The following is a 16,197-nucleotide window of genomic DNA, read 5'->3' as shown; positions in this document are numbered from 1 at the left end:
GCGGTACGTGGACCATGAATCCCTTGCAAAAGAGCTGATCCGCGCCCTGCGCGGCCGGCGCTCGCAGCTCGCCTTCAGCCGCCGGCTCGGCTTCCGCACCAACGTCGTCTACACGTGGGAGTCCGGAAGGCGCTGGCCGACGGCGGCCACCTTCCTCGTCGCCGCGCGGCGCGCGGGGGTCGACGTCGCGGGGGCGGTGAAGCGCTTCTTCCCGTCGCTGCCCGCATGGCTCGCGCGCACCGATCCTGCGTCGGCGGAGGGCGTCGCGGCGCTCCTCTCGGAGATGCGCTCCATGTCGCCCATCGTCGACGTGGCGCGGCGCGCGGGCAGGAGCCGCTACGCGGTCGCGCGCTGGCTCTCGGGCGAGGCCGAGCCGCGGCTCCCGGACTTCCTGCGGATGGTCGAGGCCTGCTCGCTGCGCCTGCTCGATTTCGTGGCGCTCTTCACCGACCCGGCGGCGCTCCCGGCGGCGAGCGCGGCGTGGCGCACGCTCGAGGCCCAGCGCCGCGCCGTCTACGAGGAGCCGCTGCTCCCCGCCGTCCTGCTCGCGCTGGAGCTGCCGGCCTACCGGGCGCTGCCGCGCCACGAGCCGGGGTGGATCGCGCGGCGGCTCGGGTTCCCCGTCGAGGACGAGGCGCGCTGCCTGGATCGGCTCGCGGAGGCCGGCCAGATCCGGAGGAGCCGCGGGCGGTGGATCGTCGCGCCGATCCGGACGGTGGACACGCGCCCCGATCCGGACGCGGAGCACCGGCTCAAGTGCTTCTGGGCCGGCGTCGGGCTGGCGCGGCTCACGCGCAAGGCCGAGGGGCGCTTCTCGTTCAACGTCTTCACGGTCTCCGCGGCCGATCTCGAGAAGCTCTCCGAGCTCCACGTGAGCTATTTCCAGAACATGCGCGCGGTGATCGCGGAGTCGCGGCCGCCCGAGCGCGTCGTCGCCGTGAACCTGCAGCTCTTCCCGCTCGACGGAGGCTGAGCCGGCTGCGAACACCGCCGCGCCGCGCCGCCGCGCCCGGCAAGCCAAGCAAGCGACTCACGCGCTTCCACCGAGCGGCCTGCGCGGCTCACACGATGGCGAACGCCCGGACCGGGAACGTGCCGAAGGCGCGGACCTTCACCGGGACGGCGAAGAGGCGGGCCCCGGCGGCGGGGAGCTTGTCGAGCCCCGTCATGTGCTCGCAGATGGGGATATCCGCTCCGAGCAGGAGGGAGTGGACTGGCCGCGCGGGATCGGCCGTGTCGTCGATATTGTAGGTGTCGACGCCGACGAACACGGCGCCTGCGCCGGCCAGGAGCCGCGCCGCGTCCCGCGTGAGGTACGGGTGTCCTTCGAAATAGCGGTCTGTGCGCCAGTGTTCGCTCCAGCCCGTCCGCACGAGGACGGCCTTCCCGGCGAGATCGAGCCCGTCGAAGGCGTCGGCGTCGATCGCCCTCCCGGACCGGCCCCGCGCCTCGACCACCACGCTCTCCAGATCGGCCAGCGATTCGAGCGGCAAGCCGGCGAGATCCTTGCCGTTCGCATAGCGATGAAACGGGCTGTCCACGTAGGTGCCCGTGTTGGCGACCATGTCGATTCGGCCGATGTGGAATTCGACGCCTTCCGCGTAAACGCCGCGGGACTGCTCGCGCGAGAGGAAATCGCAGACGACGGGCGCCGGAATCCCCTTGTACGTCGTCATGCCGTGCTCGACGTCGTGGCTCAGGTCGACGAAGGTTCGTGAGGCGGGGGTGGTCACGGTCGGCTCCTTGGAAGGGGCTCCGGGCGGTGGAGCCTCCTCTTGCGCCCGGTCGGGGCCCCGAGCCGCCGCCAGTTTCGCGGGAGGGCGCGAGGAGATCCAGAAATCGGGCGCGGGCCGGTCGAGTTGACATGTGCTCACATGCGCCGATACAGTGCGAGCGCGGCGACACCTGGTCCGATGGTTCACGGGGGCGAGCGTCGTGCATGGGTGCCTCGGCGAGGGCCGGGCGTCGTCGCTGGAGTGGTCACGGGAACGGAGCGTCGCGGGGGGTCGAGATCGCCCGCGTGGAGAGGTGGATGTCTGGGATGAGTCGAACCATGCCGCGCCGCGCGTTCGTCCTGTCGGCGCTGCTGCTGTCCACCTTCGCCGCGGCGGGCTGTCGTTCGAAGAATGGCACCGAGAACCCGTCCGCCGCGCCGGAGCGGGCGGCGGCGCCGGGGGGGTCGGCGCAGGCGGCGGCGGCCGCCTCCGCGCAGCAGCCCCCGACGAAGCGGGCCGCGATGGTCACGATCGCGAGGGAGCAGCAGGCCACCTGGGTGCGCAACTTCAACCCCCTGCTCCCCGAGGGCAGCGTGCGCTTCCCGACGGTCGCCGGCATCTACGAGCCGCTGCTCGTCTACAACACGATGCGGAGCGACTACACGCCGTGGCTCGCGACGAGCTACGCGTGGAGCGACGCCAACAAGAAGCTCACCTTCACGACCCGCTCCGGCGTCAAGTGGTCGGACGGACAGGCGTTCACGGCGAGGGACGTCGCGTTCACGTTCGCGCTCATCAAGAAGCACGCGGCGCTCGATCTCGCCGGGGTGTGGCGGTTCCTCGGCGCCGTGACGGCGATCGACGACACCACCGTCGAGTTCACGCTGCGGCGGCCCTATGTCCCCGGGCTCAGCTACATCGGCCACCAGCCGATCGTGCCGGAGCACGTGTGGAAGGACGTCGTCGATCCGGTCACGTTCGCGAACGAGAACCCCGTGGCGACAGGGCCCTTCACCGAGGTGAAGGTCTTCCAGAACCAGGTGTACGAGCTCGGCAAGAACCCGCGCTACTGGCAGGAGGGCAAGCCGGCGGTCGACGGGCTGCGCTTCCCGGCGTATCCGAGCAACGACCAGGTCACCCTGGCGCTCGTCAACGGCGAGATCGACTGGGCGGGCGCGTTCGTGCCGGACATCGAGCGGGTCTTCGTCGCCAGGGATCCGGCCAATCATCATTACTGGTTCCCGCTCGTCGGGGGCACCGCCACGCTGTACCCGAACGCCACGAAGAAGCCGTTCGACGACGTGCGCGTGCGCAAGGCCATCAGCATGGCGATCGATCGCGACCAGATCGTCAAGCTCGCCGCGGACAACTACACCCATGGCGCGGACGCGACGGGGCTGGACGACTCCTACGAGCGGTTTCGCAGCGAGAAGGCGGTGGAGGCGGGAGACTGGGTGAAGTTCGATCCGCAGCGGGCGAACCAGATCCTCGACGAGGCGGGCTATCCGAGGGGCGCGGACGGCATCCGGACGAGGCTCGGCAAGCCGATGCGCTTCGAGATCAACGTCGTCAGCGGCTGGTCCGACTGGGTCCGCGCGGTCCAGATCATCACGCAGAACCTGGAGAGCGTGGGCATCGCCGCGTCGATGAAGACCTACGACTTCAGCGCGTTTTACGCGGCGCTGCAGAAGGGCCTGTTCGATCTGTCGATGGGCTGGACCAGCGTCGAGCCCACGCCGTACAATTTCTACCGCGATCTGATGAGCGCAGATCTCGTGAAGCCGCTCGGCGAGGTGGCGCCGCGCAACTGGCACCGTTTCGGCGCCAGGGAGGCCGACGTGCTGTTCCACGCGTTCGAGTCCGCGACGTCCCCTGCCGATCAGAAGCGCATCCTGGACGGGCTGCAGATGATCTTCGTCCAGGCCGCGCCGGTGATCCCGCTCTTCAACAACCCGTCGTGGGGCGAATACAGCACGAAGCGGTTCACCGGCTTCCCGACGATGGAGAACCCGTACGCGAAGCTGACGCCGAACAACCCGCCGGAGTACCTGCTCGTTCTGACCGAGCTCCGGCCCAGGTGACGCGCCTTACAGCGGTTTCCGCACACCTCTGCACCGTGCAGAGCAGAGCGGCGGTCTCCCGCACAGGAGACGGGCCCAGATCGGCGTTTTCGGCGCACAAGCGCACTCCGGTGCGCTGAGCACCGAAAACGCCGAGGTGGGCCCGTATCCGAAGCGGGTGACCGTCGCTCTAGAGACGTGTGATCACGAGCCCATCGTTCTGCACCGAGATGCGGGCGGGCTTGCCGCGGTGCTCGTCGGGGATCTCGTCGGCCATGAGGTATCGGCCGGCGATCGAGACGAACTCCGCCTCGAGGCTCATGCAGAAGATGCTCGCGTCCGCGTTGTTGTGGGCGCCGGCCATGGCGCGGCCGCGGAGCGGCGCATAGACATGGACGTTGTCGTTCGCGATGAGCTCCGCGCCCGAGCTGACCGGCGAGAGGACCACGAGGTCGCCGTGCGGCACGTAGATGACCTGCCCGCTGCGCACCGGCTGCCGCACGGTGAGCCCCGCCGGCGGCGGCTCCCCGGCCGCGTCCGGCGGCGGCGCGGCGTCCCTCGGGCGGCGGGCGGGCCCCGCCGCGCCGCGCTCCGCCGCGGCGGCCGCTGGCGCGCCGCGGTCCGGCGCGGGCCCCACCGCCACGGGCCCCGGCGTGGGGGTGCTCCCCTCGGCCGGCCCGGCCTGGCGCGAGCGCGTGAGCGGCGTCCGCAGCACGCCGAGGCCGGCGGCGACGGCGCGCTCGCGCTGGGCGTCCGTCGGGTTGCGCACGGCGATGGGCACGAGGTTGTGCTTCCTCAGCAGCCCGGCGAGGGCGCCGAGGTCGACGGGCTCGTCGCCGAGCTCCGCGAGGTCGAGCAGGATCGGCAGGTGCAGGAAGAAGTGCGGCATCTGCGAGATGTGGTCGGCGAGCTGACGCTCGACGGCCGAGACATTCGCCGTCTTCAGACAGAGCATCGTGATCGCAGGCATCGTGCCCTTGAGCGCAAACGCCTGCTGCTCCTGCCGCTTCTCCCCTCGCCTGCCCGACACCATCGCTGTCCTCGCTCGCAAAAAGGTGCTTCCGCGGCGGCACTCTACCCCGGATCCGGGGGCTCGCGCGGGAAAAACCGCTGGGGTTCCGGGCCTCGCCGCGCGGCCGGCGCGTCGCCGCCTGCGGCCGGCGCGCCGCTGCTTGGCTGGCCGCCTCGCGCGGTGCTAACGGTGGTTTGGCCATGCCGACCGCGCGCCGCGCCTCCGTACTGCGGCTCGATCCCCCTCCCGCATCGTCCTCTCCCTCTCCCGCGTCCCCGCGCGCGACGCCCCGGCCGGTCGACGCGCTCGATCGCCACTTCGCGCTGGAGGTCCCGCGCGTGTTCTCCGAGGCGGAGCGCGCCGCGCTCGTCGCGGGCGTCCACGCGGCCCGCGCCGAGTGGACTGCCGACTTCGGAGGCGAGCAGTTCTCGCTCGGGCGCGCCTTCTACACGCACCTGGAGCAGGGGCGCTCCCGGGTCTATTTCGCCGACGCGGCGGCCTCCGACGCCCGCGTCGAGCGCCACCTCCCCGGGCTCCAGCGCCGGATGCGGGAGCTCGTCGCGGCGCTCACCGGCGGGCTCGCGCAGCCCCGGCGCGGCTTCTGCGGGCCAGGCGTCCACATCTTCCCTGCGGGGGAGAAGGTCGCGCGTGAAGGCGGCGTCATCCACTTCGATACGGAGGGGCTCTCGGACTACCACCTTGCCCGCCGGCTCCGCGCGATCACGGTCGTCGTGATGCTTGAGCTCCCCGACGCGGACGGCGGGCTCAAGCTGTGGGACGTCCTCTACGACGGGCGAGACGACCCGGGCGACGAGGCGCTCTCCGCGAGGAGCCTCGTCGCCGGCTACAGCTCTGGCGGCGCGCTGGTCATCGACAGCTACCGCCTGCACCAGATACAGCCGTTCCCGGGCGAGCGCGACCGCATCTCCGCGACGGTGCACGCGGCCGAGATCGACAGCGGCCGCTGGGAGACGTGGTTCTAGCACCACGGTGTCACAGCCGGAGGGACTGGAGCCTGGAGCCCTCGGCGGGTCGACGACGGCAGCTGGTCACCCAGTCACCCAGGTCGGGCCACGAGCCCCGGGCTCTGCGGGCGTTCAGGCGGCGCGGGGGCGCACGTCGTAACCGGCCCCGCGCACGGCCTCGACGAGGGCGTCCACGGGCGCGCTCGCCGGATCGTGCTGCACCACGACGATGCCCTCGCGCAGGCGCACGTCGACCCTGGCCACGCCGCTGCCGAGCTCGCGAAGCGCGCTGTCGATGTGGCGAATGCAGGACGGGCAGCTCATCCCGTCCACCTGGAGCATGGTCTCTTTCATGACGTCTTCCTTTCGGCGACCCACGGGCCGCTCATCCCCGAAGACGCGGCCATCGTGGTTCATTACACCGCAGGAGCCGCCACGTTCGTCGGGGGCGCCGAGCGAAGCCCTCGGCGCCCCGGACATGCCGGCCGCGCAGCCAGCTGCGCAGCGAGCTCCAGCGCTCTCGCCGTAATCCGCGGGGTGGCCCCGCGTCTGCGCCGGTCGACAAAGAGGTGATCATGTCGACCGCATCCGTCTCCATTCCCGCCCCCCAGGACACCGACGAGGGCGCCATCTGCCACGTCGATCTGCCCGTGGAGGGCATGACCTGCGCCGCCTGCGTCCGGCGCATCGAGCGGGCCTTGTTCGCGATCCCAGGCGTCAGCGACGCGAAGGTCAACCTTGTGACCCGCACGGCCACAGCCACGTTCGATCCGTCGGCCGCGTCCACCAGGACCCTCGTCGCCGCCATCGAGGGCGCGGGCTACAGCGTCCCGGAGCGCAGCGCCGCGCCGGGCAGCACCCCCCTTGCTCCTGCCGATCGAGCAGCCGCCGCCGAGGAGAGCCTCGACGGCGAGCGGCGCGTCCTCCGGCGGGACTTCGTGATCTCGCTCGTCCTGTCCGTCCCGCTGCTCGTCCTCGGGATGTCGCACGGCCGCATCCCGGGAGCGGACGGCACGATCGGCCGGTTCGTCCAGCTCGCCCTCGCGACCGCGGTGGTCGTCGGTCCCGGCCGCAGGTTCTTCCGGCTCGCCTGGGCCGCGCTGCGGCACCGGGCGGCCGACATGAACACGCTCGTGGCCCTCGGGACCGGCGCCGCATGGGTCTACTCCGCGATCGCCGTCGTCGCCCCGCAGCTCTTTCCCCACGCCGAGCACGGCATGCGGCCCCATGTCTACTTCGAGGCCGTCGGGGCCATCATCAGCTTCGTCCTGCTCGGCAAGCTCCTCGAGACGCGCGCCCGCAAGCGCCTCACCGACGCGGTGCGTGGGCTCGTCGCGCTCCAGCCCAGGGCGGCGCGGCGCCTGCGCGGCGACGTGGAGGAGGAGATCCCGGCCGCGGATCTCTCGCCCGGCGACCTCGTCCGCGTTCGGCCTGGAGAGCGGATGCCGAGCGACGGCGAGGTCGTCTCCGGCACCTCGGCCATCGATGAGTCGATGCTCACGGGCGAGAGCCTCCCCGTCGACAAGAGCGCCGGAGCGCCTGTGTTCGGCGGTACGCTGAACCAGAGCGGGCAGCTCACGGTGCGGATCACGAAGACCGGCGCCGACACCGCGCTCGCCCACATCGTCGAGGCGGTCGAGCAGGCGCAGGGCTCGAAGGCGCCGATCGCGCGCCTCGCCGATACCGTGAGCGGCATCTTCGTCCCGGTGGTCCTCGGCATCGCCACGCTCGCGTTCGTCGCCTGGGTCGCGATGGATCCGAGCGCGGCAGGGTTCGCTGCCGCGGTCGAGCGGTTCGTCGCCGTCCTCGTGATCGCCTGCCCTTGCGCCCTGGGCCTCGCGACGCCTGCCGCCGTGGCCGTGGGCACCGGGCGCGGCGCCGAGCTCGGCGTGCTCGTGAAGGGCGGTACGGCGCTCGAGGCGGCCAGCCGCGTCGATACCGTCCTCGTCGACAAGACGGGCACGCTCACGGCGGGGCGGCCGCAGCTCGCGGCCGTGAAGGCGCTGGCCGCGGTCTCCGAGGACGAGCTCCTGCGCCTCGTCGGGTCAGCGGAGCTCGGCAGCGAGCACCCGGTCGCGAAGGCGCTGGTCGAGGGCGCGCGCGCCCGCAACCTCCCGCTCTCCGCGCCCGAGGACTTCCGCGCCGACGCCGGACGCGGCGTGGTCGCCCGCATCGACGGCCGGGAAGTGCGCATCGGCACGGCCCGGTACCTCGCCGAGCTCGGGATCGACGCCACGCCGCTCGAGGAGCTCGCCCAGGGCCTCGCCCGGCACGGAAACACCCCGTCGTTCGTCGCCGTCGACGGCCGCCTCGCTGGCCTGGTCGCCGTCGCCGACCTGCCGACCCCCGAAGCCAAGGAGGCCGTCGCCGCGCTGCACCAGCTCGGCGTGCGCGTCGCCATGGTGACAGGGGACCGCGAGGCGACGGCGCGCGCGGTGGCGCAGCAGCTCGGGATTGACGAGGTCTTCGCCGAGGTCCGCCCCGAGGACAAGGCGCGCATCGTGCGCGAGGAGCGGGAGCGCGGGCGCATCGTCGCCATGGTCGGCGACGGCATCAACGACGCGCCCGCCCTCGCCGGCGCCCACGTGGGGATCGCGGTCGCGAGCGGCACGGACATCGCGGTCGCCGCGGCCGACGTGGCGCTGCTCCGTGGCGGCATCGCCTCCCTGCCCACGGCGCTCGGGCTCTCGCGCGCGACGCTGCGGACCATCCGCCAGAACCTCTTCTGGGCGTTCATCTACAACGTGGTCGGCATCCCGATCGCCGCCGGCGCGCTCTACCCGCTGACCGGCTGGCTCCTGTCGCCGGTCCTGGCGAGCGCGGCCATGAGCCTGTCGAGCGTCTCGGTGCTCCTCAGCTCCCTCCGGCTCCGCCGGTTCCGGCACGCGAGCTGAAATCGGCGCTCGACCGTAATGCGGCGGAGGCCCGCGCGTCTTCCACCCAGAACCTCACAGGAGATCCTCTCATGAAGATCACGCACGCAATTCTCTCGATCGCGCTCGGCATCACCTCGGTCGCCTCCGTGCTCGGCAGCTCGCAGCCCGCGAGCGCCGAGCCACAGAAGGCCCAGCGCGTGGTCGAGATCATGGTCCACGGCGCCTTCGTGCCCGACAAGATCGCCGCGGTCGAGGGGGAGCGCCTGCAGCTCAGGCTCGTCCGTCACGACAGCGGCGGCTGCACCAGGGAGGTCGTCTTCCCGAGCCTCGGCATCCGCAAGGAGCTGCCGACCGGACAGCCGGTGACCATCGACCTCCCCGAGCTGAAGGCAGGTGAGCTGCAGTTCGAGTGCGGCATGGGGATGATCAAGGGCACCATCGCCGTCGCACCGAAGAAGTGAGCAGCGGACGGAAGCGGTCCCTGGCTCACGGCGAGCGAGCCTCTCCAGCGGGCGCGAGCCGCGTGCTCGCGCCAGCGCACCGGCCGCGGATGGCGACAGCCTGGTCGTTCGGATAGATGAAAGTGACCGTGCAGGTCACATCGATCCCATCACCCCTCTCGAATCCCATCCGCCCAGATCTGTTCCAAGCATCGCCCTGTGAGCAGCCCAGACGCATGGGCGAGCAGGATGGCACGACACACGCGCGGCGCCGGCGCTGGTTCAGCCTCCATCCGAGCCGTGAATGCGGAGCGCTCCGACATGACGAGCCTGGTGAATTCGACAAGTCTCTCGCCCTGCCCGTCGGACTCATCCCGTGCGCGCGCGAGACGAGCTCACGAGGCATCGAGAAACATCATCGGAACAAGGGAGGGACACATGGCCCACAAGGGGTTCACTCTGAGCACGGCTTTCGTGAGCACGGCCAGCCACGCCCAGAGCTGCGAGTCGATCTGCGTCCAGACGATCCAGCACTGCCTCCATATGGGAGGCTCGCACGCGGAGCCTTCCCACATGCAGCTCATGCAGGATTGCGCCAAGATCTGCGAGACGACCGCGACGTTCCTGATGCGCGGCTCGCACCAACACAGCCAGGTCACGGCCGCGTGCGCGAGCATCTGCGAGCTCTGCGCCCAGAGCTGTGACAAGTTCGCGGGTGACGCGCAGATGAAGGCCTGCGCCGACGAATGCCGCCGCTGCGCCGCCGCGTGCCAGCAGGTCGCGCAGATGCGGCCGGGCGGGGCAGCCGGCGCGGGGCACCAGAGCGTGCCCTGAGACCGGCCTGGGCGCCGCGCGGGGCGGCGTTGAGCAGGACGACCGCGCGCAGCGCGGTCAGCCCTGCGCGGCCTCCTCCGCCGCGGCCAGCGCTGGAGCCGCAGCCGGCGGCGCCGCGGGCGTGGCCCGGCGGAGCTCGAAGCTCCTCCACACCACGTACATCGCGGGGATCACCAGGAGCGTCAGCAGCGTGAGCGAGACCAGCCCTCCCCACATGGGCGCGGCGATGCGCTTGGCCACGTCGGCCCCGACGCCATCGTCGAGCAGCACGGGGAGCAGGCCGAACACGTTGGTGAGCACCGTCATCAGGAGCGGGCGGACGCGCTTCGCGCCCGCCTCCAGCGAGGCCTGGATGAGGTCATCGACGCTCGCCAGCGTGCCGGCTTCACGCCCGCTCGTCCAGGCCTCGTCGAGGTAGACGATCATGACGCTCGCTGTCTCGGCGGCGACGCCGAGGAGCGCGATCATCCCGACCCACACGGCGATGGAGGTGTTGAAGCCGGCGGCGTAGAGCGTCCATATCGCGCCCACCGCGGCGAAGGGCACGCCGGTCATCACGAGGAGCGTCTGCGCCGCGCCGCTGAAGTTCAGATACAGGATCACGAAGACGATGCCGATCGTGAGCGGCAGGATGTACGCGAGGCGCTCTCGCACGCGCTCGAGCAGCTCGTACTGGCCGGTCCACTTGAGATAGTACCCCGCGGGGAGCTCGACCTCTCGCGCGACGGCCACCTTCGCCGACTCCACGTAACCGCCGACGTCGCTCGTGGAGGTGTCGATGTAGATCCAGCCCGTGAGCGAGCCCATCTCGCTCTTGATCATCGGCGGCCCCATGACCGTCTCGATCCTGGCGAGCTGCCCGAGCGGGACGAACGCCGCGCGCGCCGGCCCGTCGGCCTGGCCTCTCGCCATGGCTGCGCTCCCGCCCATCGCGCTCCCGCCCATCGCGCCGCCCCCGCCGGCGGCGAGGCCCGCGATCTCGGCCGGCGAAGGCGCACCTCCCATCGCGCCGCCGCCCATGGAGCTCGCAAGCATCCCTCCTGCTGGGCTCGTGGCCGTCGCGCCCCCCATCGGCGCCGGGGCGCTCCCGATCGGCAGCGGGCGCGGCGACAGCGGGGCGACCGGGACCGGCACGTCGCGCAGCGCCTCGATGTTGTCCCGGAGCTCCCGCGGATAACGCACGCTCACCCGGTAGCGCTCGCGCCCCTCGAAGGTGGTGTCGACATCCATCCCGCCTATCGCGCTCTCCACCACGTCGAGCACGTCGCGCACGCTGAGGCCGTACCGGGCGATCGCTTGCCGGTCCGGCGTGATGTCGAGGAAGAAGCCGCCGAGCTCGCGCTCCGCATAGACGCTCCGCGTTCCGGGCACGTCCCTGAGCACGCGCTCGAGGTCGCCGTCGATCCGGCTGATGACCTCGAGATCGGGCCCGAAGACCTTGACCCCGATCGGCGTCCGGATCCCCGTCGCGAGCATGTCGATCCGCGCCTTGATGGGCATGGTCCACGCGCCCTGCACGCCTGGGGTCGCCGTCTTCTGCTCGAGCTCGGCCACGAGCTTCTCCTGGGTCATGCCCGGCCGCCACGCGCTCTTGGGCTTGAGCTGGACGACGGTCTCGAACATCGAGAGCGGGGCCGGATCGAGCGCGGTCTCGGCGCGGCCCGCCTTGCCGAACACGCGCTCGACCTCGGGCACGGTCCGGATCTGCGCGTCCTGCCAGGCCAGGAGGCGCCGGGCCTCGGCGATGGGGATGCCCGGCACCGTGACCGGCATGAAGAGCAAGTCGCCCTCCTCGAGCGGCGGCATGAACTCCGATCCCAGGCGCGACATCGGGTAGACCGTGGCGCCCATGAGCCCGAGCGCGGCCGCGATGACGAGCCCGCGGCGGCGCAGGCACGCCCGCAGCACCGGCCGATAGGCCGCGATGCAGACGCGGTTGATCGGGTTCCGCCCCTCCGGCGTGATCCGGCCCCGGAGGAACGTCACCATCAGCGCGGGCACCAGCGTGACCGCGAACAGCGACGCGAACGCCATCGAGAAGGTCTTGGCCAGGGCGAGCGGCCGGAAGAGCCGGCCCTCCTCGCCCTCGAGCGTGAAGACGGGCAAGAACGCGATGGTGAGCACGAGCAGCGCCCCGAACATCGAGGGCCCGAGCTCGCGCGCGGCGCCGATGACGATCTCGGCGCGAGGGATCTCGCGCCCTTCCCTCTCCGCAGCCTCGATCTTCCGGTGCGCGTTCTCGACAAGCACGCAGGCGGAGTCGACCATATCGCCCAGCGCCAGGATGATCCCGGCGAGCGACATGATGTTGATCGACAGGTCGAGCGCGTAAAAGGCGATGAACGTCGCGGCCGTCGCCACCGGGAGCGCGATGGCGGCCACCAGCGCGGAGCGCAGGTGGAAGAGGAAGACGAAGATGACAAGGATGACCACGCCCAGGATCTGGACCAGGTTGGTCGAGAGCGTCTTCACCGAGCCGGCGATGAGCTCGCTCCGGTCGTAGACCGGCACGACCTTCACGCCGGCCGGGAGCGAGCCCTTCACCTCCTCGAGCCTGCTCTTGACCCGCTCGATGACGTCGAGCGCGTTCTCCCCGTGGCGCATCACCACGATGCCGCCCACGACCTCGCCGCGGCCGTCGAGCTCGGCCACGCCGCGGCGGAGATTGCCGCCCACGGTCACGTCGGCCACGTCGCCGACGCGGATCGGCGTGCCGCGCGCGTCGGTCGCGACGACAGCGTCCTGGAGATCCTCTATCGCGCGCACGTAGCCACGGCCGCGCAGCACATACTCGTGCTGCGCCATCTCGATCACGCGCCCGCCCACCTCGGTGTTCGCCCCGCGGACGGCCGCGGCGACCTGCCCGACGGACACGCCCCTCGCCTTCATGCGCGGCGGGTCGACCTGGATCTGATACTCCTTCTCGAAGCCGCCCACGCTCGCGACCTCGGCGACGCCCTCCAGGCCCTGGAGCCAGTAGCGCAGGTGCCAGTCCTGGAACGAGCGCAGCTCCTGCAGGTTGTGGGCGCCGCTCTCGTCGACGAGGGCATATTGATAGACCCATCCCACGCTGGTCGCGTCCGGGCCGATCTGCGGTGTGACGCCCTCGGGCAGGCTGTCCTTCACCTTGGCGAGCTGCTCGACGACGCGCGATCGCGCCCAGTAGATGTCCGTCCCGTCCTTGAAGACGACGTAGACGAAGCTCATCCCGAACATCGTGAAGCCGCGAACGGTCTTCACGCTGGGCGCGCCGAGGAACGATGTGACGACGGGATAGGTGACCTGATCCTCGATGAGCGTCGGGCTGCGGCCCATCCACTCGGTCGCCACGATCACCTGGGTGTCGGACAGATCCGGCAGGGCGTCGAGCTGGGAGCGCCGCGCGCTGAACAGCCCGAACGCCGTGAGCGCCGCGGCGATGAGGAAGACGAAGAACCGCTTGCGGGCGGAGAAGTCGATGAGGCGCGCGATGGCGCCCGTAGGCGCCTCCGGCGCGTCGTCGCGGCGCGGCGGCTCAGTGGACATGGCCGCCCTTCGGAGCGCTGGAGGCCTGGAGCCGGCTCTCGGAGTCGAGGAGGAACTGCGCCCCTGTCGCCACCTTGTCTCCCGCGGAGAGGCCGGCGTCGACCCGGTAGCGATCGCCGATGAGCGGACCGAGCTTCACCTCGCGCGGCTCCGCCCGGCCGCCCTGGACCACGAAGACGATGGCGCGCGTGCCGGTCCGGATCACCGCGCTCTCGGGGACCGAGAGCCCCTCGCCGAGCGACAGGTTCATGGTCACGGAGACGAACGCGCCTGGCCGGAGCGAGCCGTCGCTGTTGTCGAGCTCGAACCGGATCTTCATCGTGCGGGTGGCCTCGTCCACCGTCGGCGGGACGAACGCGACCGGCGCGTGGAGCGCGCCTTCGCGCCCCTCCACGGTGAGGTGCGCGTGCTCCCCGGCGCGGACATACGGCACGTCGCGCTCGTACACGTCGGCCAGCACCCAGACGCGGGACAGGTCCGAGAGGGTGTACAGTTCCAGCGAGGGCTCCACGAACATGCCCTCCACGGCCTGCTTCGCCACGACGACGCCGGCGCGGGGCGCGGTGAGGGCGAAGGTGCGCTGCGGCTGCCGGGTGGCCTCCAGCCGCGCGATCTCCGCCTTCGGCACGTCCCACAGCGAGAGGCGCCGGCGGGCGGCGCCGAGGAGCTGCTCGTGGGCGCGCCGCTCCGCGGCCCCGAGCTCTCCCGCCGGCACCGGCCCTCCCGCGGCGCGCTCGATCAGCGCGACGAACTCCAGCTCCGCCGCGAAGACCTCCTGGCTGTAGAGCGAGCAGAGCACCTGCCCGGCCGAGACCTTGCGGCCTACGAAGTCGACGGCGACGCGCTCGATGAAGCCCCGGACCTTGGCGTGCACGTGCGCCGAGCGCGTCTCGTCCAGCGCGACGACGCCCACCGTGCGCAGAGGCCTCTTGAGCTCCCGCGCTTCGACCGTGGCCGTGCTGAGCGAGAGGCCGCCGAGGCGCGCCGGGTCCAGCGCGACCGGGGCGTAGCCCGCCGGGGTCATGGGCGCGCCGGGGCCCTCGTCGGTGCGGCCTCCGGCGGGCTCGGCCCCCTGCTGCGCGCCGTGACCGGCGTGGGCGTCGCCTCCGGCGGGCTCAGCCGCCTGTGCCCGGTGACCGGCGTGGGGGTCGAGCGGCGCCGGCACCGGCGCGGCGGTCGGGGCCGCGTGCCCGGCGTGCCCGTCGTCGGTCGCGGGCGAGGGAGCGTTGCACCCGAGCAGCGCCACCGCGGTGGCGAGCACGAGGGAATGAGTCCGCTTCATTGTCCATCTCCACCGAGCGGTCCGCCAACGGCCCGCTCGATCTCTGCGAGGGCGATCTCGCGACGCACCACGGCCTCTGCGACGGCGAGTTCCGCGCTCTGGAGGGCGCGCCGCGCGTCGAGCACGGCCACGAGGTCCGCGGCCGCCGTGCCGTAGCCCGCGATCGCGGCCTCGAAGCTCTCGCGCGCCTTCGGCAGCGCCACCGCGCGCAGGAGCTCCATCTGCCGGGTCGCGGCCTGCGCCCGGTGCCAGGCGCCGGCGACCTCGGATGCGATCATCGCGCGCATCTCCGCCTGGTCCTCCGCGGCGCCGTCCGCCCGCGCATCGAAGGCGCGAGCCATGTGTCCCTGCTTGGCGGCGCCGAAGAGCGGGATCGTGCCGCCGATCATCGCGCCGAACGACGGCGCAGCGCCGATGTTCTGGTTGAGCCAGACGCCCGTCATGAGGTCCGGATACGGCTCCTTGCGTGCCCCGGCCGCCATCGCCTGCGCCTCGGCGCGCATCGCCGCCATCCCTGCGAGCTCAGGCCGCGCCGCGCCGGCCCGGCCGACGAGCGCCGCGAGCCCGACCGAGGGCATCGGGGAGAGCGCGCCGGTCGGATCGGCGATCGCCGTGTCAACGGGCCGATTCCTGAGCGCGTTCAGCATGGCCACCATCGCGGCGCGCTCGCCCTCCAGGTTGACGAGCTCCACGTCGATCGCCGCGACCTCCACCTGCGCGCGCGCCACGTCGTGGTGGCCGGTTTGGCCCGCGGCATAACGCCCGAGCGCCGCGCCGGCGATCTGGACCGCGAGGCCGCGCCAGGCGCGGGTCACCTCGCGGCGCTTCGCGTTGAGCAACAGCATGAAGTAGGCGCGCTTTGCCTCGAGACGCAGCTCGATCCGGCGCACCGCGAGCTCCGCGGCCGCGCTCTTCTCCTGCTGCTCCACGGCCCGGCGCATCAGATCGAGCTTCCCGGGCCAAGGGACCATCTGCGAGAGCTCGTACCGGATCATGGGCATCTCCTCGCCCATCGGAACGCGATCGAGCATCACGCTGACCGTGGGATCGGGCCACGCCCCCGCCGCCGCCGCCTCGTCCTGGAACGCGCGCCGCCGCAGCGCGCCCGCGCGCAGCGATGGGTTCCGGGCGAGCACGTCGGCGACGATGGCCGTCAGCCCGGCTTCCTCCGCCTGGGCGGCCTGCGCGCCGCCGAGCGACGCCAGCGCGAGCACGGCGGCGAGCAGTCTCGACTTCATGCCGGGGCCCACAGCACACGTCGTGCCGCGCGCTCACCGCCTGTCGCCGCGGGCGATCCCGCCGGCGCGCCGGCGCAGGGCTTGCGCGACACGCGCAGATGGCGCCCCTCGCCCTGCTGCCGGTGTCGGGCTCAGCGGGCGGTTGTGACCGATCCAGTCACTTCCCCATGTCTGATGTGGCCGTACCTGCTGCTCCTCGTCGAGGCTCGCCTCGGCCCGGCGCCACCCCCTGCGATGCCGAGGGCGCCGC

12 protein-coding genes are annotated in these 16,197 nt (G+C 72.0%); 6 read left to right on the top strand and 6 right to left on the bottom strand.

The genetic code is table 11. From position 1 onward, the window contains the following. The first annotated feature begins 7 nt into the window (after positions 1-7). The gene (locus WME95_RS19115; RefSeq protein ID WP_437909785.1) at positions 8-973 is read left to right on the top strand and encodes a DUF4423 domain-containing protein; all 966 of its coding nucleotides are present in this window, start codon (positions 8-10) and stop codon (positions 971-973) included. An 88-nt stretch (positions 974-1,061) separates the two neighbouring features. Here WME95_RS19115 and WME95_RS19110 read toward each other — a convergent pair whose 3' ends face one another. Beyond that, on the bottom strand, positions 1,062-1,733 hold the full coding sequence (locus WME95_RS19110) for a cyclase family protein (RefSeq protein WP_437909784.1): 672 nt from the start codon (positions 1,731-1,733) through the stop codon (positions 1,062-1,064). Positions 1,734-2,053: 320 nt separating this feature from the next. Between WME95_RS19110 and WME95_RS19105 the strand changes: the two genes are divergently transcribed. Continuing rightward, the gene (locus tag WME95_RS19105) at positions 2,054-3,796 is read left to right on the top strand and encodes an ABC transporter substrate-binding protein (RefSeq protein ID WP_437911002.1); all 1,743 of its coding nucleotides are present in this window, start codon (positions 2,054-2,056) and stop codon (positions 3,794-3,796) included. 169 nt (positions 3,797-3,965) lie between these two features. Here WME95_RS19105 and minC read toward each other — a convergent pair whose 3' ends face one another. Continuing rightward, a complete protein-coding gene (minC, locus tag WME95_RS19100) occupies positions 3,966-4,808 on the bottom strand; it encodes a septum site-determining protein MinC (protein ID WP_437909783.1) in 843 nt (280 codons plus the stop codon). A gap of 179 nt (positions 4,809-4,987) precedes the next feature. On the opposite strand from minC, the gene WME95_RS19095 reads away from it, so the two are divergent. Next, the gene (locus WME95_RS19095; protein ID WP_437909782.1) at positions 4,988-5,770 is read left to right on the top strand and encodes a hypothetical protein; all 783 of its coding nucleotides are present in this window, start codon (positions 4,988-4,990) and stop codon (positions 5,768-5,770) included. 114 nt (positions 5,771-5,884) lie between these two features. Here WME95_RS19095 and WME95_RS19090 read toward each other — a convergent pair whose 3' ends face one another. After that, a complete protein-coding gene (locus WME95_RS19090; protein ID WP_437909781.1) occupies positions 5,885-6,106 on the bottom strand; it encodes a heavy-metal-associated domain-containing protein in 222 nt (73 codons plus the stop codon). Between the two features lie 221 nt (positions 6,107-6,327). Here WME95_RS19090 and WME95_RS19085 point away from each other — a divergent pair, with 221 nt between their 5' ends. The 3 genes from WME95_RS19085 (at position 6,328) to WME95_RS19075 (ending at position 9,902) form a co-directional block, all read left to right on the top strand. Then, positions 6,328-8,646 carry a heavy metal translocating P-type ATPase gene (locus WME95_RS19085; protein WP_437909780.1) on the top strand — a complete coding sequence of 773 codons (2,319 nt, stop codon included), beginning with the start codon at positions 6,328-6,330 and terminating at the stop codon, positions 8,644-8,646. A 71-nt stretch (positions 8,647-8,717) separates the two neighbouring features. Continuing rightward, entirely contained in the window at positions 8,718-9,089 is a 372-nt protein-coding gene (locus WME95_RS19080; protein ID WP_437909779.1) for a cupredoxin domain-containing protein, read from the top strand. A gap of 453 nt (positions 9,090-9,542) precedes the next feature. Further along, a complete protein-coding gene (locus tag WME95_RS19075) occupies positions 9,543-9,902 on the top strand; it encodes a four-helix bundle copper-binding protein (RefSeq protein ID WP_437909778.1) in 360 nt (119 codons plus the stop codon). Between the two features lie 57 nt (positions 9,903-9,959). Here the strand turns inward: WME95_RS19075 and WME95_RS19070 are convergent, their stop codons facing one another. Genes WME95_RS19070 through WME95_RS19060 form a run of 3 tightly spaced genes read right to left on the bottom strand, consistent with a single transcriptional unit; the run spans position 9,960 to position 15,947 of the window. Beyond that, the gene (locus tag WME95_RS19070) at positions 9,960-13,427 is read right to left on the bottom strand and encodes an efflux RND transporter permease subunit (protein ID WP_437909777.1); all 3,468 of its coding nucleotides are present in this window, start codon (positions 13,425-13,427) and stop codon (positions 9,960-9,962) included. Beyond that, positions 13,417-14,709, bottom strand: coding sequence for an efflux RND transporter periplasmic adaptor subunit (locus WME95_RS19065; RefSeq protein WP_437909776.1), 1,293 nt, complete (start codon positions 14,707-14,709; stop codon positions 13,417-13,419). Before WME95_RS19065 ends, WME95_RS19070 begins: the two co-directional genes overlap by 11 nt. Beyond that, on the bottom strand, positions 14,706-15,947 hold the full coding sequence (locus tag WME95_RS19060) for a TolC family protein (protein ID WP_437909775.1): 1,242 nt from the start codon (positions 15,945-15,947) through the stop codon (positions 14,706-14,708). The genes WME95_RS19065 and WME95_RS19060 overlap by 4 nt, the downstream gene beginning before the upstream one ends. Positions 15,948-16,197 lie beyond the last annotated feature (250 nt).

The organism is Sorangium sp. So ce327, from assembly GCF_051530205.1.
In the GTDB taxonomy this organism is placed as follows: Bacteria; Myxococcota_A; Polyangia; order Polyangiales; family Polyangiaceae; genus Sorangium; species Sorangium cellulosum_B.
Note: the sequence above shows the minus strand (reverse complement) of the source record. Positions and strands in the feature narration are given on the sequence as shown.